Genomic DNA, 16,002 nt, shown 5'->3' with positions numbered 1-16,002 from the left:
TGATAAGGTGAGAACGTTAGCATAGAAGGAGAGACATAATCGATGTATAAAGGTTACTTAATTGACTTAGACGGTACGATGTATCGCGGAGAAGAACAAATTGAAGAAGCAAGCGACTTCGTAAAAGCATTAGGAGAGCGCGGCATTCCATATTTATTCGTTACGAATAACTCAACTCGCAAACCAGAACAAGTGGCAGAAAAGCTTGTTCGTTTCGATATTCCAGCGAAAGCGGAGCAAGTATTCACAACGAGTATGGCGACTGCGAACTTTATTTATGAACGTAAACAAGACGCAACTGTATATATGATTGGTGAAGAAGGCTTACACGATGCACTTGTGGAAAAAGGATTTGAACTTGTGGATGAAAATCCTGATTTCGTTGTTGTGGGTTTAGATCGTGACATCACATATGAAAAATTAGCAAAAGCGTGTCTTGCTGTGCGTAATGGCGCGACGTTTATTTCTACAAATGGGGATATTGCCATTCCAACTGAGCGAGGATTATTACCAGGTAACGGCTCATTAACATCAGTTGTAGCAGTATCAACAGGTGTGGATCCAATCTTTATCGGAAAACCAGAATCAATCATTATGGAACAAGCTTTAAAAGTGCTTGGCATAGAAAAAAATGAAGCATTAATGGTTGGGGATAACTACGATACAGACATTTTAGCAGGAATAAATGCTGGTATGCATACCCTTCTTGTCCACACTGGAGTCACAACTGTGGAGAAGTTAACAGAATATGAAGTACAACCAACGCAAGTTGTGCATAACTTGACGGAGTGGATTGAGAAGATGTAATGAAATGCAGGTAGCCGGAAGAGGTTACCTGTTTTTTTATGCATAATTGCATATGTACTATAGGTATACGGAATGTAAAATTTAAATGTATTGATATAAGGGAGGAATAAGAATGTACTGGATGTCATGTATTATGCTTGTTTTTACATTATGCGTTTTGTTCTTTGTTCTATGGAAAATATATAAAATAAATGAAATGAAAAAAAGCGCAGGAAAACTTATTGCAATGTATCCTCGGGTGAAAAGACGTTGGATTGCATTACTTGGACCAACATATTTCATTGGACAATGTATGTATATATATGCTCAGTACGTAAGTGGCGATATTGATACAGTTGAACAGTTTTTTATTCAGCTAGGTATTCATGCTGTAGCAAGTTGTTTTATGACTTTAATAGCTATACATCTTATTAAAAGTGTACAAATATATGAAAAAGGTGTAATAGATGGATTAAACTTTTATTCATATGAAGAATTGAAAGGCTATAAAACATCAACATGGGAAAATCCAAAAGAAAATATATTTTTATATCGCGGGAGAGAAAAAATGAATGACAATGTGAATTTACTTATTAGAAAGGAAGATATGAATGAATTAGAAAGCATTCTTCAAAGATATATTCCGAAATTAATGGTGAAATAAAAAAACTCCGGTTTTAACAACCGGAGTTTTTTATTAGAATGCACGATTCACAACGTCTTTAACCTCTTCAAGATATTGTTTACGCACACTGTCATCCACAGAAGGAACACTTGTATAGAATGTATGCTCAATTGTTTCAATGCCTGTAAATTCAAAAATACCAACATCCGCTGTTTTCTTCATTGCATCAAACATGCCGCCTGCTGTGTATGCTTCTTTCGTATTTCCCATTGTAGATAATAACAAGCCTTTTTTACCGCTTAATAACTTTTCAATACCGTTTTCACCGTAAGCATAAGCGAATCCGTGGCTAAATACACGGTCAACGTATCCTTTTAAAATAGCAGGAAGTCCCGCCCACCACACTGGATAAATGAATGTAATGCTATCAGCCCAAGAGATATGCTCTTGTTCTTCTTTAATATCTTCTGGTGTATTTCCTTGAGAAAATGAGATGAAATCGGAAGCGCCTAATACTGGATTAAAGTTTAATTCGTATAGATCGCGAACGCGTACTTCGTGACCTTTTCCTTCTAATTCACTTTTTACCGTTTCTAAAATCGCATGGTTGAAGCTTTCTGTATTCGGGTGTGCATAAACGATTACATGTTTCATTTTTCTTCCTCCTATTTGTGGATATGTGAATAGCTATTTGTATTTCTGTAACTATTATGGTTACTACCTTTATAGAAGTCAAGTAATACATATGTATGTATAAAAAGACGCTCGAAAATCGCCTTTTTATACCCCGCTCATACAAAGTACAAAGAAGACGAATAAAATGATAACAATACCAATGCCAAAGTTAAATACGAGAGTACTATCCATATATGTAGCCTCCTTGTTTGAAAGTAAAAAGCACTCTAGTTAAGAGTGCTTTTTTATTTTGAATCTACTTTATAACTTTTAGAAAGTGATTCATGCGTGTCATGATTTACATTATTTTATGTATTTATACTTTGAAATGAGTAAGTCCTTGTTGGATATAGAAAAAAAGACACTCGTTGGAGTGTCTTTTAAGATGACAAAATGTGCCAATTGCTTGAGGTTGATAAGACGCTAATTTCCGTTTTAACGCCTTTTCTCTAATCAAGAAGTGTAGCAACAGCGATTCAAATAAATTGTACCATCTGTTTAATAGCTGTGCGTATGCAATTGTGCATATGATGATCATGAGGTAGGTAATGAACTGTGAATAATTTGAAGTGATTTATTTACGATTTCTTCTGCGGCATATATGCCGATTGCGTCTGTTTTTAAAATATGGGGTTGTAAGCTATCATGCATTGCCCCTAACTCACCATGAAGTGGTGCGAAGGCATGGTTCGCCTTTTCAAGCATGCATAAATCAAGTAAAGAATCCCCAGCTGTAATAATCGTATCTATTTGCAAAATTTCTTTTATATATTGCACGGCGTCCCATTTATTAATTGGTTTTGGTACAAAGTATAGCTTTCTACCTTGAAGTGAATGATTCCAGCCTTGTTTGTCTAACCAGGAAGTGAAGGATGATAATTCATCATAAGGAATGTTCTCCCGTTTAATAATGCAATAATGGAATAGATCATCAGCTGTTTTTTGCGATATAACCCAATCTTTATGAGCTATTTGTCCAAATTCCTTTAGTATGTCGTTTCTCTCTATACATTCAACCGATAGTCTTTCTTTTACTGTCCTGTTCCAAGTACCATCTTGTTTCCCATTATGAAGGATATTGCCGCCGTTACTTGTAATGGCGTATTCGGGAATGATTTCGTTTTGGAATAAAGCAATACGCTGAAACTGCTTAATAGTTCTTGTTGTAACTGGGATGAAATGTGAGTGCAGTTGTAATTTTTTTAGTAGTGAAATGGTTTTATGTGATATGAAAGAAATTTCTTTCCCATCTAAAGTTTCAATGAGTTGAATTGATTCATCTTCTATAGGGGCACGAAACGATTTCCGGGAATAAATAAGCGTCTGATCAAGATCACTGGCGAAAATCATATTGTTTCCTTCCTAAGAGGCTTAATGAGCCCGCAACATGAATAAGCCATATTCTCATAGATTTCAATTGGGACATTCTTTTCTTTAGCGAGAAGTAAAATATGCTTTAAATCGGGATTGTTTTGCTTACGTATTAAAATTTTCCACGGTATTCTCCGGAGTAATACACGAGTTGTTTCACCGACTCCTGGTTTAATTAAGTTAATATCGTCAATTTCAAAGTGATTTTGGATAGACTGTATATCTTTTAATCCTTGCCAAGAGGGATCAGTGTAAGTTGAAGTAATATAACGTAATTGATTATCTATATGAGAATGAACAGAAGGGAATAACTCTGTTACCTCATCAACGAAGAAATTTGATAAGTCTTCTTGTTCTAGCTCTTTATAATATTTAACACCATGAAAATCATTTGGACCGATATAGGTGTCATTTAGTACAGTGCGGCTAATTAGTCCAGAGACTGTTGCATTTAAGCAAGCGCTAGGAATAAGAAAATCTTCACGTGTACCGTAAATTGAAGTACAGTAACCGGGATCAGCAAGCACAGCCATACAATGAGAAATGTGTGTATTATTTCGTTCGTTAAATGTGTGTACTGCATATTCTAATTCTTTTTTTATTGCACCTTTTCCAGTCCACCCATCAATGAATTGAATTGTTTCTTTAGGGTGATGTTCCAAAATATAATGGAGTGCATTTTCATCAATACCGCGTCCGCGAACAATAGAAATACAATAGTGAGGTACATCAAGGTTGTATTGATAGCGTATGTAGCGTTTGATAAGAATGCCAATAGGTGTACCAGCACGAGCTAATGAAACGAAGATAAGGTTAGTTCCTTTAGTTTGTATAATCTGTTCGGCGACAACTCCAACAGCGATGGCTAGTTTGTGTTTATATTGTTGCAGGGAAGAAAAGAATAAATCCATATACGCTTTAGATGGTTTATATTCCATTGGTAACATTTCGGAATAATGTGTGCCAGCTTGAATTGCTTGTTCTCTAGTTTCCGTGGAACTTTCTTTCATTAAATCACTAATATCTTTTAATAGAAAAATAGCATCATTTGGATTGTAACTACTAATATGAGAATTTACTTTTACCATAATTATCAACCTTCCTTTTCTATGCTATTTGAAAATGAGACGATATGAATAAAAGGAATAACTGTTTGTAACTGCTGTAGAAGAGGAGATAGGGCTTCTTCCCCTAAATCACGCTCAATGAAAACAAATACTTCATCGTAATCATGAGGTGAAATATTATAAAAGTAATTTGTAATAGTAGAATCTTCAGGACTTGGATATGAGAAATGATTATGAATGGCGTAGTTCACATCATTTGAAACAGAATGGATAGGGCTTCTTGTTGTAGATTGATATAAAATATTTTCACCCATTTCAGCAGCAATTTTCATTGGGATATACATAAATTCACCCGTTCCGAGACAGAGTGTTCGTTTTCCCATTCTTTCTCTTTTTAAAGTTTTTCCTGCTTCTTGGGCGAAAGAATGAATGTGCTTTTGTTCATATGCTGAAATGCCAAATCGCCCAGTATATTTTATATAATTTGATGTATAGGGTGATTTTAGGCAGGTAAGGGTATGTTTTTTGAAATCAGGTTTTGTTTCTTCAATTTGAATCTCTTTTTTTGCAATATTTAATGGTTGGCCAGTTGTATGAATACTGCCTTCTAATAAAGAAATAACATGAACCTTAATTTGAAGTTCTTCTTCTAATTGTTTAAATTGTTTTCTATTAGTATGAGAACGCCAGTCTAATAAAGAAGCAATTATATATTCTTCTCGTGGGAATTTATTTTGAATAGATCTAATAATATTTAATGCTGTTTTTCCTGTTGTCATCTCATCATCTACGAGAACAATTGGATTGTTGTTTTGAAAAAAGCTTTCATCTACATAACAACGGTGTGATGTTGCATGAGAATGTTCTTCCTCAAATGTAATGACAGATTCTAGGTGGGGTATCGATTCTCTAGTTGTATGTACATACTTTGCATTTTGAAAGCATTGAAACATAGAATGACCAAGTGCTGTCGCTGTTTCAGCGAATCCGATGAACAAAACTTCTTCTTGCAGAGGATATTGATAACGAAATACTTCCTCTGGGATTTCATCAATTTCTAATGAAATGAGATTTAAAATTTCTTTTTGAAATGGATGAGAAATATTATGTAGTATTTCCAAATATCTTGCAGCGAGAGCAACTCCACTTGATAGAGAGACTGCAGGTTTAATAGGAAGATGCTTTCCAAGGATTGTACTCACAAATAAAAAACTACGTTTCTTATTTATTCTCGCAGCCATTTGAAAAAGATTGTCTAGCGCTAAATTATATGGATTATCACGTACTTCTACATGGACTTGTATATTATTTAAAACGTTATACGTGTTGCTTTGCGTTTGTAATAAGGAGATCGGTGAATTGTTTGTTTTCATGTAGCACCCCGTAAATATTAGATTTTAAAATGGTTTTGCGAGCCCAGCTATAATGAGGTTTTACTTCATTCATTTTGTTAGAAAAACTGCTTTTTAGCACTCCATTATACGTATCTGCATTTTGTAAAATTGATCTCGCATCTAAATAATCTTCCACTGTGACAATGTGCATTGCCTGTACAACTTTAATATGAGATGGGTGAATAACTGTCTTTCCGATTAAGCCATTTGCATGGTCAAGTGATACCTCTTGAATAAGCCCTTCTTCATGATCATTAGAAAAATATTCCCATACACATCCTGAAATAATATATTCATTTGTTGCCCTTGAGAAAACGTTAATAATGTCTGAAATACAATCACGGACAACAGTAATATGATAGATAGGTGTGTATTTATTGCGCCGAATACTAAATATACTTGAAAAATCAGTAGCACCAATACGTACATTTAAGATGTAATCGTGATAAGAATCTAGTAAATTTTTTATTTGTAATAATGATTCTGCCCGTGTTTCCTTATACATAATTTCGGGTGATTCTAAAATCGGCATGCCATATAGCGATAATGAGTATAACTCGTTTATATATGCAAGCTGATCGATATAAGTCTTTCCGTTAATCGGTGTGAATTTTGGAAAGACAAAACCACATAAACAATGAACAGCACTACCTAATTCAGTAACAATTGTCTTCATTTGACTTGGCTGTCGAACTCTAATAAAAAGAAGTGGGATGTCTGCTTGGTTTAGTATGTTGGCACTGACTAAGTTAGCGATTTGCTGTATTTGAACGACGATGTTTTGCTCTGCAAGTTTTACTTCCTCATCGCTGATAGCGTCCTCTAGACAAAGAATAATTGAGGTAGCATCCACATGTTTCTTTCTAATTATATCTTCCGCAATCGTTTCTTTCGTGCCGGGAGTATATAGTGTGGCACCTAGTGCGTAAGCTAGTTGTTCTTTCCCTATATTTTTTGAAAAACTAAGAGGTTCTTTATAGAAAAAATTTTGCAGTTCTTCCGAGGAGAGATAAGAAAAGTAATTCAAATTGTCACCACCTTATTTGTAATGATTCTGTTTAATCGTAACATAATAAGAAAAATCTTCCATAAAAATAAAGCGAGAAATTAAAAAATATATTGAGAAAGATGAATTATAAGATGAATATCGAATATTGTTAATAGAAATATAATAGGGGGAAAGAGAAAGTGGATATACATAAGTTAACAGAGGAAGAAGCAAATGAGATAAATACTTGGACGTACGAGGAACCTTATAGTTTATATAGTTTTTCAGGCGAGAAAGAAGTAATAGAAGAGCTATTAGATGGAACGTATTATGGCTGTTGTGACGATCAAGGAGACCTCATCGGTTATTTTTGTTTTGGAGCAAATGCACAAGTGCCAGGTGGAAGAGATGCTAATTTATATGGTGGAGAAGATGTGATTGATATCGGACTTGGCATGAAGCCGGCGTTAACTGGGAAGGGAATAGGGAAAGAATTCTTCCAAGCTGGAATAGCGTTTGCCACGAAAGAGTTTAATGCAAAAATGTTTCGATTAAGCGTAGCAACATTTAATACAAGAGCGATTACGTTATATAAAAATATCGGATTTAAACAAGGGACTATTTTTTTGAGTCGCGGAAGAGAATTTATGCTTATGGAATACGAAAGGCCGTCAGCATGAAACTGACGGCCTAGAAAACATTATTATTCTGAGTGCTCAGCTCGGTGCGCTAAACGGCTTGAAGCTGCGGCAGCAATTCCGCCAACGATATCGTCAAGGAATGTGTGCACTTTTCCAGTTGATTTATCATTTAAGTATTCTAAAATACCAGGTTTTAATTTATCAATATATCCAAAGTTCGTGAAACCGATAGAGCCGTACACGTTTACGATAGAAAGTGCGATAACTTCATCAATTCCGTATAAGCCTTCATCACGTTTTACAATATCTTGTAACGGTTCACTTAGCATTCCCTTTTCAGCAAGGACATCAAGCTCGATACCAGTAATCAGTGCGTTTTGTACTTCACGTTTTGATAGTACACGTTCTACATTGTAACGGCATTCTGACATCTCTAAATTTGGATGATATTTTTTTTGAAGAAAATGAACAAGTTCAGCAATATCATCAATTGTTACACCGCGTTCTTGTAATAGTTGTAATGCTCTTTCTTGTAGTTGATTTGATTCTTTCATGTTTATCACCTTTTTTTCTTTTTAGTATTTGTATACGTTTCGTTGCTTTATCCTGTGCATAGGAATGAAAGGCGAGCACAAGCTCATATATATAAAGAAAAACCATAGGTGGCGACTGCGATGATTCAGCATATTTATGAGCATTATCACATGCATGTTAAAGAATTAATCCCCCTTGGCCCCTATAAAAGCTTTTGGATTCGCAACAAAATTTATGTACTTGTTCCAATTGGAGAAATGGAGGAAGAAGTACTTGTAGAGATGAAAAAGCTCAGTGACTATATGAACCAGCAAGGGGATATAACTGTAGCGACTTTCGTTCCAACTATACACGGCTACTATGTAAGTGAGATAGAAGAACAAAATTACTGCTTATTAAAAGGTATGCGAGCGTTAGAACGACATGCTACGTCATTAGGAAGTGAACTTTCTATATTCCATAAACGAGGTGCATTCTTTCCAGAAGAAATCGAGCAATTAAGCCGCATTGGTGAATGGAAAGCGTTATGGGAAAAGAGACTCGATCAGTTAGAAAAGTTTTGGCAATCACAAGTGATGAACCACCCTACAGACGTATTCGATCAATTGTTTATTGAATCCTTCCCGTATTACTTAGGAGTTGCAGAAAATGCCATTCAATATGTTGTTGATACAGAAATGGATGATACGCCGCAACTAACGGATGCAGCGACAATTTGCCAAGAACGATTCACACCTTTATTATGGCATCAAACGAAGCGTCTCAAACTTCCTTTTGATTGGGTGTATGATCACCCAACTCGAGATATAGCAGAATGGATTCGCTATATGATGATTGAAAAAAAGAAAGACTGGGATCAAACAATCGTTCAATTTGTTACAGATTATGAACGAAATTACTCGCTGTCCTCATTTGGTTGGCGCTTATTATTTGCAAGGCTCCTGTTCCCGCTTCACTATTTTGAAACGGTCGAACGATATTACCAAACTGGAAACGAAGAACAAAAAAGCATATATAGAGATCGCTTAGAAGCCATTTTACACGATGTGAACCGCTCAGAGCAATTTATGAAGCATTTTTATGGCTCACTTCGTTTACCGGTAGATAAGCTCGGGATTAGAAAATTAGATTGGTTATCTTAAAAATATAAAAAAGAGACCGAGTGAGGTCTCTTTTTTATATACCACAATTTTATGTAATACATTATGCCCCTACCTGTTGATCTGTACATATATTTAAAACGAATTGATGCCTTTCGAGCTTTTCATTTACTTTACCCAATAATTCTTGCTGGATTTCTTTAAATAAAAATTGATAGCTTGTATTCCATGTTGGTATAACGGATGAAAGGCCTAATAAATACTCTTTTTTCTTTTCTAGTTCTTGAGTTGTTACAAAAGTGTTCCCCATTTTTGGCATCTGTCGTCCCCCTATGTTTTTTTACTGTATATGTGTGAACGATTCACTATATAGTATTAATTATCGCATTTTTTGAGAAGGATTTCCAATTTTGTTTTATGATGTTAACAGATAAATGTGATTTGAATAAAAAAAGGAGACCAAATTTGGTCTCCTTTTAGCAAGTGACTTTGAACGAGCCGCTTCCGCTTTTAGATTAAAATACTTGTTCTACTTCGATAACGCCTGGTACTTCTTCAAGTAACGCGCGCTCGATACCAGCTTTTAGTGTGATTGTAGAACTTGGGCAGCTTCCGCATGCACCCATAAGGCGTAGTTTTACGATACCTTCTTCAATGTCTACTAATTCAACGTCTCCGCCATCGCGAAGTAAGAATGGACGTAATTTATCTAATACTTCTAATACTTGTTCTTGCATATGTGGGTTTTCCATTTTTATCGACTCCTTTCATCAGTTTTATTATAATCAAGATAGAGGGGAAAATCTATTTTTTCTCTTCTTGTTTTATTGTCGAAATATTGTATCGTGTTTTTTCAGTATAGGGGTATGGAATAAGTTTGTAAAATGATGTGCTTATGTAATAAGACATCTGAATATACTGTTGGGACAAGAAGTGGGGGAGAAGAAATGGTTAATGTTCAAGTGTATGGGACGAAAGTAATTTGTGCGAGCTGCGTCGGAATGCCATCTTCAACAGAAACGTTTGAATGGTTACAAGCGGCAATTGGTCGTAAATATGAAGGACAAGAAAATAAATTTAATTTCGAGTATATTGATTTCCAAGAAGAACAAGAAGATGAAGATAAAAAAGCATTCGCAGAGCGAGTAGTGGAAGAAAATTTATTTTATCCGGTCGTTCTTGTAAATGGAGAAATTGTTGGAGAAGGAAATCCTCGTTTGAAGGATGTTTACGAAGAAATCGAGAAATATTTATAAAACAAGAAGTCTTTGCGAATTTGCAAAGGCTTTTTTTATTGGAGGGATAGATATGAAAAATGGAGTGAAGCATGCGTTACCAACGGAAGTACAACGGTTAATGGAGCGGTACACAGTAGAATTAAAAGAAATTTTTTTGGATGAAAAAATAGTCGGGGTATATATTTACGGATCCATCGCACTAGGTGCATTTCATAAGGAAACGAGCGATGTTGATTTTGTTACAGTGATAAATGATTCCGTGAATGAAGCTGAAAAACAGCAGCTTGTGGAACTACATAATAAACTTAGTGATAATACACTAGGTAAAAGAATGGACGGTATGTATATTCCGCTTGCTGACTTAGGGAAATACAATGATGAAATGAACGAGTACGTGTATTGTGCAGATGGTAAAGCTAATGTTGGTCATTGGGACATTAATGCGGTCACATGGTGGACGTTGAAAAATCAAGGCATTACAGTTACAGGAAAAGAAGCAGAAGATCTTCCGCTGCAAATAAAATGGAATGATGTAGTAAATACAATGAAATATAACGTAGAACAGTACTGGAGTGAAAAGGCGAAGAAGCCATATTTATTTTTTATAGAAGAGTGGGTAGAATCAGCTATCGTTACGATGGGACGTATTTTATATACACTAGATCATAAAACAATCGTTTCAAAAGATAGAGGATTGCAATACTTGTCAGAACGTTCAGCGGAAGAATGGGAGCTTTTATTAAAAGAAGTAGCGAGAATACGGCAGAACCCAAAAGAAAAGCGAATGCTCTCAAGGTGGAGAAGAGCAGATATGACGAAGAGGTACTTACTGCATTTAATTGAGACGTGTAGAGAGAAATGGTAGGGAAGAAAATGGACAATACAGTTGAGGTATTGTCTTTTTTTATGTTTTATTTGGTATATAATGGTTAAAAAGGTTTAATTATACTGGGGGGATAGGATGAATATAGAATTAGTTACATATGAAGAAAAGAATGAACAAATGAGTATGCGCCAAGTAATTAGCACTCTAGTAATTATTTTTAGGGTCATGCATGGAATTGGTTTTTTGAACCTTTTATATGATTCTTCCTTATACCCATGGTATGTAGATCATCTTATTCCACCTTTCACGTTTTGTATGATTATCGTAATGTATGCACCGGCAAGAAATTGCTGCTTACATTTAATAAAATCATTACAATTCAATAATTTTAAACATTATGTAACAATAGTAATGACAACGATTGTAATGCTTATGTATCTTGCGGTATTAAATGTAGTTTTACCACATGGGCTTGGTGTGGATGAATCTAATATAGTAACAGAACCTACTACAAGTGAAATCATTCTATACGTAGTTGTGCTCACAATTTTTGCGCCTATTTGGGAGGAAATTGTATTTCGAGGTATGTTTTTTATGAAATTATCTCAGCGCTTCTCTACACTTACTAGTGCCGTTATAAGTGCTTTCATATTTAGTTTTGGCCATCCCCTTACAGTAGGTAGTATTTTATATATTTTGGGTATGGGTATATGTTTAGCATACACATATAAGAAAACAAAGAATTTACTCGTTCCAATTGGGATTCATTTATTAAATAATTCGTTTTATTTATTATTGAATTTTCAACCATAAAAAGGCCCCTTTTTGAAAAGGGCGTCTTTCGTATTTTGTAGTAAGTAGAAAGGGCTTTATACGCATTGTGTAGAGGCAAGGTAATACAAAATATAAATAGTTTCATGTGAAACATTTTTATTATCAAATATACAAAATGATTAACTTAGTGTATTAAACGTATCATTCATAAGTATTCTAATATATTTAAAAGTAAAATGAAATAAGAAACGGATAATTGTCGGAATATATTCGATTTCCGTTCACTTTTATGAAATATGTGTACTTTTTGTTAGATTCCTTCATTTTGTCCATATACAATAAATGTATATAGAAATAAGAAAAGGATGATGTACGTGAAGGACACGGTTTTACAAGAAACGATTTCTCCACAAGAATTACATAAAGTTGTTCAAAAGAATACAGCTTATTATGACTTTAAGTGGGGTAAAGTAGAAAATCCAGCGCAAGGGAATACATGGAATTGGGTAGCCTTTTTCTTCCCAACTTTTTGGTTAGCTTATCGTAAAATGTATAAGTTATTTATTATATTTGCGTTATTGGCTATACCTAGTATAGTTATACCCCCTTTTATAGATATTCCAGATGGGATTTATGTAACATTTAGTTTAGCTCTTCAATTAGGAATGATGATATTTACTGGATGGCAAGGAAACCGTTTATATTATAAGCAGGCTGTTCGTGTTTTTCGTAAGGGAGAAGATGCGTCTGATCATGAGAAGGCGTATTTCTTACAATCAAAGGGCGGCGTGAGTATTGCTGGTATGATTGGTTTACAGATTATAGTCGGGATTGTGTATGGATTAGCTGCGTTCGGGCTGTCCTTTTTACCAACTGAGCCGAATATTAAAAACGTTGTTCGTTCAAGTGGAGAAGGGGTTACTTTAGAGATTATGACTGATAATCCAACTTGGAAGTTTGTGAAGAAAGAAAAAGATTATGACGTAGTAGAGTTTACTGGTTATGATTATACAGAGAAGAAAAACGTGAAAATTAAATTTGCTGTTTATTTCGATGAAGATGATTTCGAGTGGCAAGAGGTATATGAAAATAATAAGAAGTTAAGTGAAGAAGAAGTGGAAGAATATCAAATTTACATTGAAGAAAATAATTTGGGTTTCTAGAGGGAACTCGTTCATTTTGAAAAGAAGAATCTTGTGAAGGTTCTTCTTTTGTTTATTAGGGGGGAGAGAAATAATTTCAGCATTAATAGAAGCTCTAATAGGATCGATTAGTTTAAGTACGGGTTTACACATGAAAAAGATTGATGCTAACATACGTTACTTGCAGCAGTATGAATGGTTTCGAATGATATATGAAGACGAGAAGTATCGAAAGTTATTTATTACGAACTACAAAGTTCGCTCATATTTAAAAAGTAAGCTAAGAGTTCGATTGCTCGTAAAAAATAAAAATGCACAACGAAGATTTTTAAAATTAGTAGAAGAGCAAATAGAAAAACGGCATACAAATTGAAATTTTGTAAAATACAATAAAAAATGAGAATTTGAGGTAGGGTTGTCAATAACGTGAGACTATGGCACTATAAAGAAATGCTATACAAATTTTATTTATCGAGATGTAAACATCAATTTTGATTTTTACGTATAAATAATGAACGGAGGAAATGAATTTATGGCTACTTTACCAAATTGTCCAAAATGTAATTCAGAATATACGTATGAGGATGGCGTTCTTTTCGTATGTCCAGAATGTGCTCATGAGTGGGGCCAAGAAGCAGAAGCTGAAAATAATGATGGTGCGAAAGTTGTAAAAGATGCGAACGGAAACGTTCTTCAAGACGGCGATGCAGTTACTGTTATTAAAGATTTAAAAGTAAAAGGAACTTCTTCAGTTGTGAAGATCGGTACGAAAGTAAAGAGTATCCGTCTAGTTGATGGCGATCACGATATCGATTGCAAAATCGACGGCTTCGGAGCTATGAAGTTAAAATCACAGTTCGTTAAGAAGGCGTAAGTAAATAGAAGAGGAGGCGAATAGCCTCCTCTTTTTATTATGTCACTTTTTGTCGGTAAATCGATATTTCGTACAAAATCGTTGATATATTCTGAGTTATGATAGATATATTTGAAAAATCGTTGATATATTGCAAGTTATGATAGATATATTGAAAAAATCGTTAATATAATTTCATTCATCGTGAACTACGCACGATTCACCGTGCACCATAGTCAATTTCTTTCAATTGACATCGCTTATTAAAGAACGTTTTATATCCAAGCTGTAAAAAGATAATGACAGCAAAGGCAGTACTTCCAGAAATACCGAGTATGATGGCGATTTGATATTGAATGGCTGTGAATGGTGATACACCGGATAATATTTGACCAGTCATCATGCCTGGTAAGCTTATAATCCCCATTCCGACCATAGAATTGATTGTCGGTAAAATAGCAGAGTCAAAAGCGTCTCGAATGAGCGGAGCAGCTGCTTCTTTCGGTGTTGCGCCGAGCATAAGTGCACCTTCAATTTGACCTCTTTGCGATTTCATATTGTTTAAGAACGTATTTGCGCCGAGAGAAACACCAGTCATGGCATTCCCAACTAACATTCCTGTAATAGGGACGATATATTGCGGAGCATACCACGGATCATGTCCGATAATAACAAAGATAAATAGTAGAAGTGGCCCAATTGATCCGGCGACCATGGAAAGGGCGGCTACTCGTTTTAATTCTTTAGACATTGGGATGTTAACTCGTTTATAAATATTAAAAATTGCAAAGGTAGTAATAGAAGTAATGAGAGCAATTGTATAAAATGGATTACTGTTTTCAAATACGTATGTAAGGACATATGCAACAAGTACGAGCTGAATCGTCATACGGAATGTTGCGAGCGCGATTTGTTTTTCGCGAGGTATTCCTTTTAATTTTACAAGTCCAATCAAAATAAGAATGAAAATATAGGCAGCTGCAAGTTGCCAAATTTGGAGTTCAATAACGCCCTTCAACAGAGAGCACTTCCTTTCTAGTTGCACCGTTTGCTTTACTAATCTCAATAATGTCGTCTGCAATTTCTTCTGGAAGTTGTTGTGAGTGTGTGATGAAGATAATTGTTTTTTTCTTTTTTCGTGCTAGTTCAGTAAATTGTTTCATAACGCGGCGTTCTGTATCACTGTCTAATGCTGAAGTAGGTTCATCTAATAAATAGACAGGCGGATCCATAAGTACGATACGTGCAAAGGCAAGTCTTTGTTTTTCACCGCCAGATAGTGAGGAGGCGCTATCTTCTAATTGCTTGTCTAAGCTAACGGTTTGTAATGCACTCCGCAGGGCATCATCATTTGGAAATGGTTTTTCAGAAAGACGAAGTCCCATTAATAGGTTGTCTTTAACGGTTCCATCAAAAATAGGTGGAGTTTGCCCAAGCATAACTACGTCACGACGTAATTGAATAGGATGATAATCAGAAATTAATTTTCCGTTATATTCAATTGTGCCGGATGTTGGAGATTGTAAATCGTTTAACATGCGAAGCAACGTGCTTTTTCCGCTTCCGCTTTCACCGATAATGCAAGTAATCTTTTCTTTTTGAATCTGTAAATAAGGAATGTGTAGTATATCTTTATATATAACGTTTTTTAATATAAACATAAATCGCTCCTTTCTGATTCTAGTTATATCGTATCAAAAAAGAGAAGATAACGGTTATAAAGAGCAACGTTTTTTCTTCGTCTTGAGTTTTATTAATAAGTTAAGTAAACGATCTAATTCTTGGCTGAAAGAAATCACTTTATCATGAGTCAATCCGTATCGTTCAACGAGATAGATTAACTCTTTCTTTTTCGCTTCTATTCGATTGTTTAGTTTCGATAAGTTCATAAGTGGAATGTAATGCCTCCTACAAAAGTATTTATCACATAAAAAATAAGACCGAATGAATTCGGTCTTCAAGGAAATAATAAAACAACTTACAAATAG

At 34.9% G+C, this 16,002-nt stretch carries 21 protein-coding genes; 10 read left to right on the top strand and 11 right to left on the bottom strand.

Annotated elements, in window-relative coordinates; genetic code table 11:
* Positions 1-42: 42 nt before the first annotated feature.
* Together DN404_RS16040 and DN404_RS16035 are read left to right on the top strand one after the other, a co-directional pair.
* A complete protein-coding gene (locus DN404_RS16040; RefSeq protein WP_000276467.1) occupies positions 43-807 on the top strand; it encodes a TIGR01457 family HAD-type hydrolase in 765 nt (254 codons plus the stop codon).
* A 112-nt stretch (positions 808-919) separates the two neighbouring features.
* Positions 920-1,450 (top strand): hypothetical protein, encoded by a 531-nt coding sequence (locus DN404_RS16035; protein WP_000289911.1) that lies wholly within the window; start codon positions 920-922, stop codon positions 1,448-1,450.
* A 33-nt stretch (positions 1,451-1,483) separates the two neighbouring features.
* Here DN404_RS16035 and DN404_RS16030 read toward each other — a convergent pair whose 3' ends face one another.
* The 5 genes from DN404_RS16030 to DN404_RS16010 form a co-directional block, all read right to left on the bottom strand.
* Positions 1,484-2,065, bottom strand: a complete 582-nt coding sequence (locus tag DN404_RS16030) for an NAD(P)H-dependent oxidoreductase (RefSeq protein ID WP_000683439.1) — start codon at positions 2,063-2,065, stop codon at positions 1,484-1,486.
* Positions 2,066-2,620: 555 nt separating this feature from the next.
* Positions 2,621-3,436, bottom strand: a complete 816-nt coding sequence (locus DN404_RS16025) for an HAD family hydrolase (RefSeq protein ID WP_049107544.1) — start codon at positions 3,434-3,436, stop codon at positions 2,621-2,623.
* On the bottom strand, positions 3,433-4,545 hold the full coding sequence (locus tag DN404_RS16020; protein ID WP_149215214.1) for a cysteine protease StiP family protein: 1,113 nt from the start codon (positions 4,543-4,545) through the stop codon (positions 3,433-3,435). The genes DN404_RS16025 and DN404_RS16020 overlap by 4 nt, the downstream gene beginning before the upstream one ends.
* A gap of 5 nt (positions 4,546-4,550) precedes the next feature.
* A complete protein-coding gene (locus DN404_RS16015) occupies positions 4,551-5,897 on the bottom strand; it encodes a phosphoribosyltransferase family protein (protein WP_149215213.1) in 1,347 nt (448 codons plus the stop codon).
* On the bottom strand, positions 5,842-6,945 hold the full coding sequence (locus DN404_RS16010; RefSeq protein ID WP_149215212.1) for an HpcH/HpaI aldolase/citrate lyase family protein: 1,104 nt from the start codon (positions 6,943-6,945) through the stop codon (positions 5,842-5,844). The genes DN404_RS16015 and DN404_RS16010 overlap by 56 nt, the downstream gene beginning before the upstream one ends.
* 161 nt (positions 6,946-7,106) lie before the next feature.
* Between DN404_RS16010 and DN404_RS16005 the strand changes: the two genes are divergently transcribed.
* Complete coding sequence (locus DN404_RS16005) at positions 7,107-7,586, top strand: GNAT family N-acetyltransferase (RefSeq protein WP_149215211.1); 480 nt, start codon at positions 7,107-7,109, stop codon at positions 7,584-7,586.
* Between the two features lie 23 nt (positions 7,587-7,609).
* Here the strand turns inward: DN404_RS16005 and DN404_RS16000 are convergent, their stop codons facing one another.
* Positions 7,610-8,101, bottom strand: coding sequence for a phosphatidylglycerophosphatase A family protein (locus DN404_RS16000; protein WP_000665103.1), 492 nt, complete (start codon positions 8,099-8,101; stop codon positions 7,610-7,612).
* A 120-nt stretch (positions 8,102-8,221) separates the two neighbouring features.
* Here DN404_RS16000 and yutH point away from each other — a divergent pair, with 120 nt between their 5' ends.
* Positions 8,222-9,223 (top strand): spore coat putative kinase YutH, encoded by a 1,002-nt coding sequence (gene yutH / locus DN404_RS15995; protein ID WP_000614215.1) that lies wholly within the window; start codon positions 8,222-8,224, stop codon positions 9,221-9,223.
* Positions 9,224-9,284: 61 nt separating this feature from the next.
* On the opposite strand, the gene DN404_RS15990 is transcribed toward yutH, so the two are convergent.
* Entirely contained in the window at positions 9,285-9,500 is a 216-nt protein-coding gene (locus DN404_RS15990; protein WP_149215210.1) for a carbonic anhydrase, read from the bottom strand.
* Positions 9,501-9,696: 196 nt separating this feature from the next.
* A complete protein-coding gene (locus tag DN404_RS15985) occupies positions 9,697-9,933 on the bottom strand; it encodes a NifU family protein (RefSeq protein ID WP_000431159.1) in 237 nt (78 codons plus the stop codon).
* Positions 9,934-10,128: 195 nt separating this feature from the next.
* Here DN404_RS15985 and DN404_RS15980 point away from each other — a divergent pair, with 195 nt between their 5' ends.
* The 6 genes from DN404_RS15980 to phnA all read left to right on the top strand — a co-directional run bounded on the left by DN404_RS15980 (position 10,129) and on the right by phnA (position 14,035).
* Positions 10,129-10,437, top strand: a complete 309-nt coding sequence (locus DN404_RS15980; RefSeq protein ID WP_098202490.1) for a YuzD family protein — start codon at positions 10,129-10,131, stop codon at positions 10,435-10,437.
* A gap of 52 nt (positions 10,438-10,489) precedes the next feature.
* Positions 10,490-11,284: a nucleotidyltransferase domain-containing protein gene (locus DN404_RS15975; RefSeq protein ID WP_149215209.1), complete on the top strand. Its 795-nt coding sequence runs from the start codon at positions 10,490-10,492 to the stop codon at positions 11,282-11,284.
* A 96-nt stretch (positions 11,285-11,380) separates the two neighbouring features.
* Positions 11,381-12,058 (top strand): CPBP family intramembrane glutamic endopeptidase, encoded by a 678-nt coding sequence (locus tag DN404_RS15970; RefSeq protein ID WP_149215208.1) that lies wholly within the window; start codon positions 11,381-11,383, stop codon positions 12,056-12,058.
* A 326-nt stretch (positions 12,059-12,384) separates the two neighbouring features.
* On the top strand, positions 12,385-13,182 hold the full coding sequence (locus DN404_RS15965) for a DUF2628 domain-containing protein (protein ID WP_114555937.1): 798 nt from the start codon (positions 12,385-12,387) through the stop codon (positions 13,180-13,182).
* Positions 13,183-13,252: 70 nt separating this feature from the next.
* The gene (locus DN404_RS15960; RefSeq protein ID WP_033692727.1) at positions 13,253-13,534 is read left to right on the top strand and encodes a hypothetical protein; all 282 of its coding nucleotides are present in this window, start codon (positions 13,253-13,255) and stop codon (positions 13,532-13,534) included.
* A 159-nt stretch (positions 13,535-13,693) separates the two neighbouring features.
* Positions 13,694-14,035 (top strand): alkylphosphonate utilization operon protein PhnA, encoded by a 342-nt coding sequence (gene phnA, locus DN404_RS15955; RefSeq protein ID WP_000212737.1) that lies wholly within the window; start codon positions 13,694-13,696, stop codon positions 14,033-14,035.
* Positions 14,036-14,234: 199 nt separating this feature from the next.
* On the opposite strand, the gene DN404_RS15950 is transcribed toward phnA, so the two are convergent.
* The 3 genes from DN404_RS15950 to DN404_RS15940 are packed head-to-tail and all read right to left on the bottom strand — an operon-like array spanning position 14,235 to position 15,903.
* Positions 14,235-15,032, bottom strand: coding sequence for an ABC transporter permease (locus tag DN404_RS15950; protein WP_000679254.1), 798 nt, complete (start codon positions 15,030-15,032; stop codon positions 14,235-14,237).
* Positions 15,016-15,675, bottom strand: a complete 660-nt coding sequence (locus DN404_RS15945; RefSeq protein ID WP_000470312.1) for an ABC transporter ATP-binding protein — start codon at positions 15,673-15,675, stop codon at positions 15,016-15,018. The genes DN404_RS15950 and DN404_RS15945 overlap by 17 nt, the downstream gene beginning before the upstream one ends.
* A gap of 54 nt (positions 15,676-15,729) precedes the next feature.
* Entirely contained in the window at positions 15,730-15,903 is a 174-nt protein-coding gene (locus DN404_RS15940) for an aspartyl-phosphate phosphatase Spo0E family protein (protein ID WP_001054091.1), read from the bottom strand.
* Positions 15,904-16,002 lie beyond the last annotated feature (99 nt).

This window comes from Bacillus sp. TE8-1 (assembly GCF_008368855.1).
Lineage (GTDB): Bacteria > Bacillota > Bacilli > Bacillales > Bacillaceae_G > Bacillus_A > Bacillus_A cereus.
The sequence above is the reverse complement of the archived record's forward strand: the minus strand, read 5'-3'. Positions and strand labels throughout refer to the sequence as shown.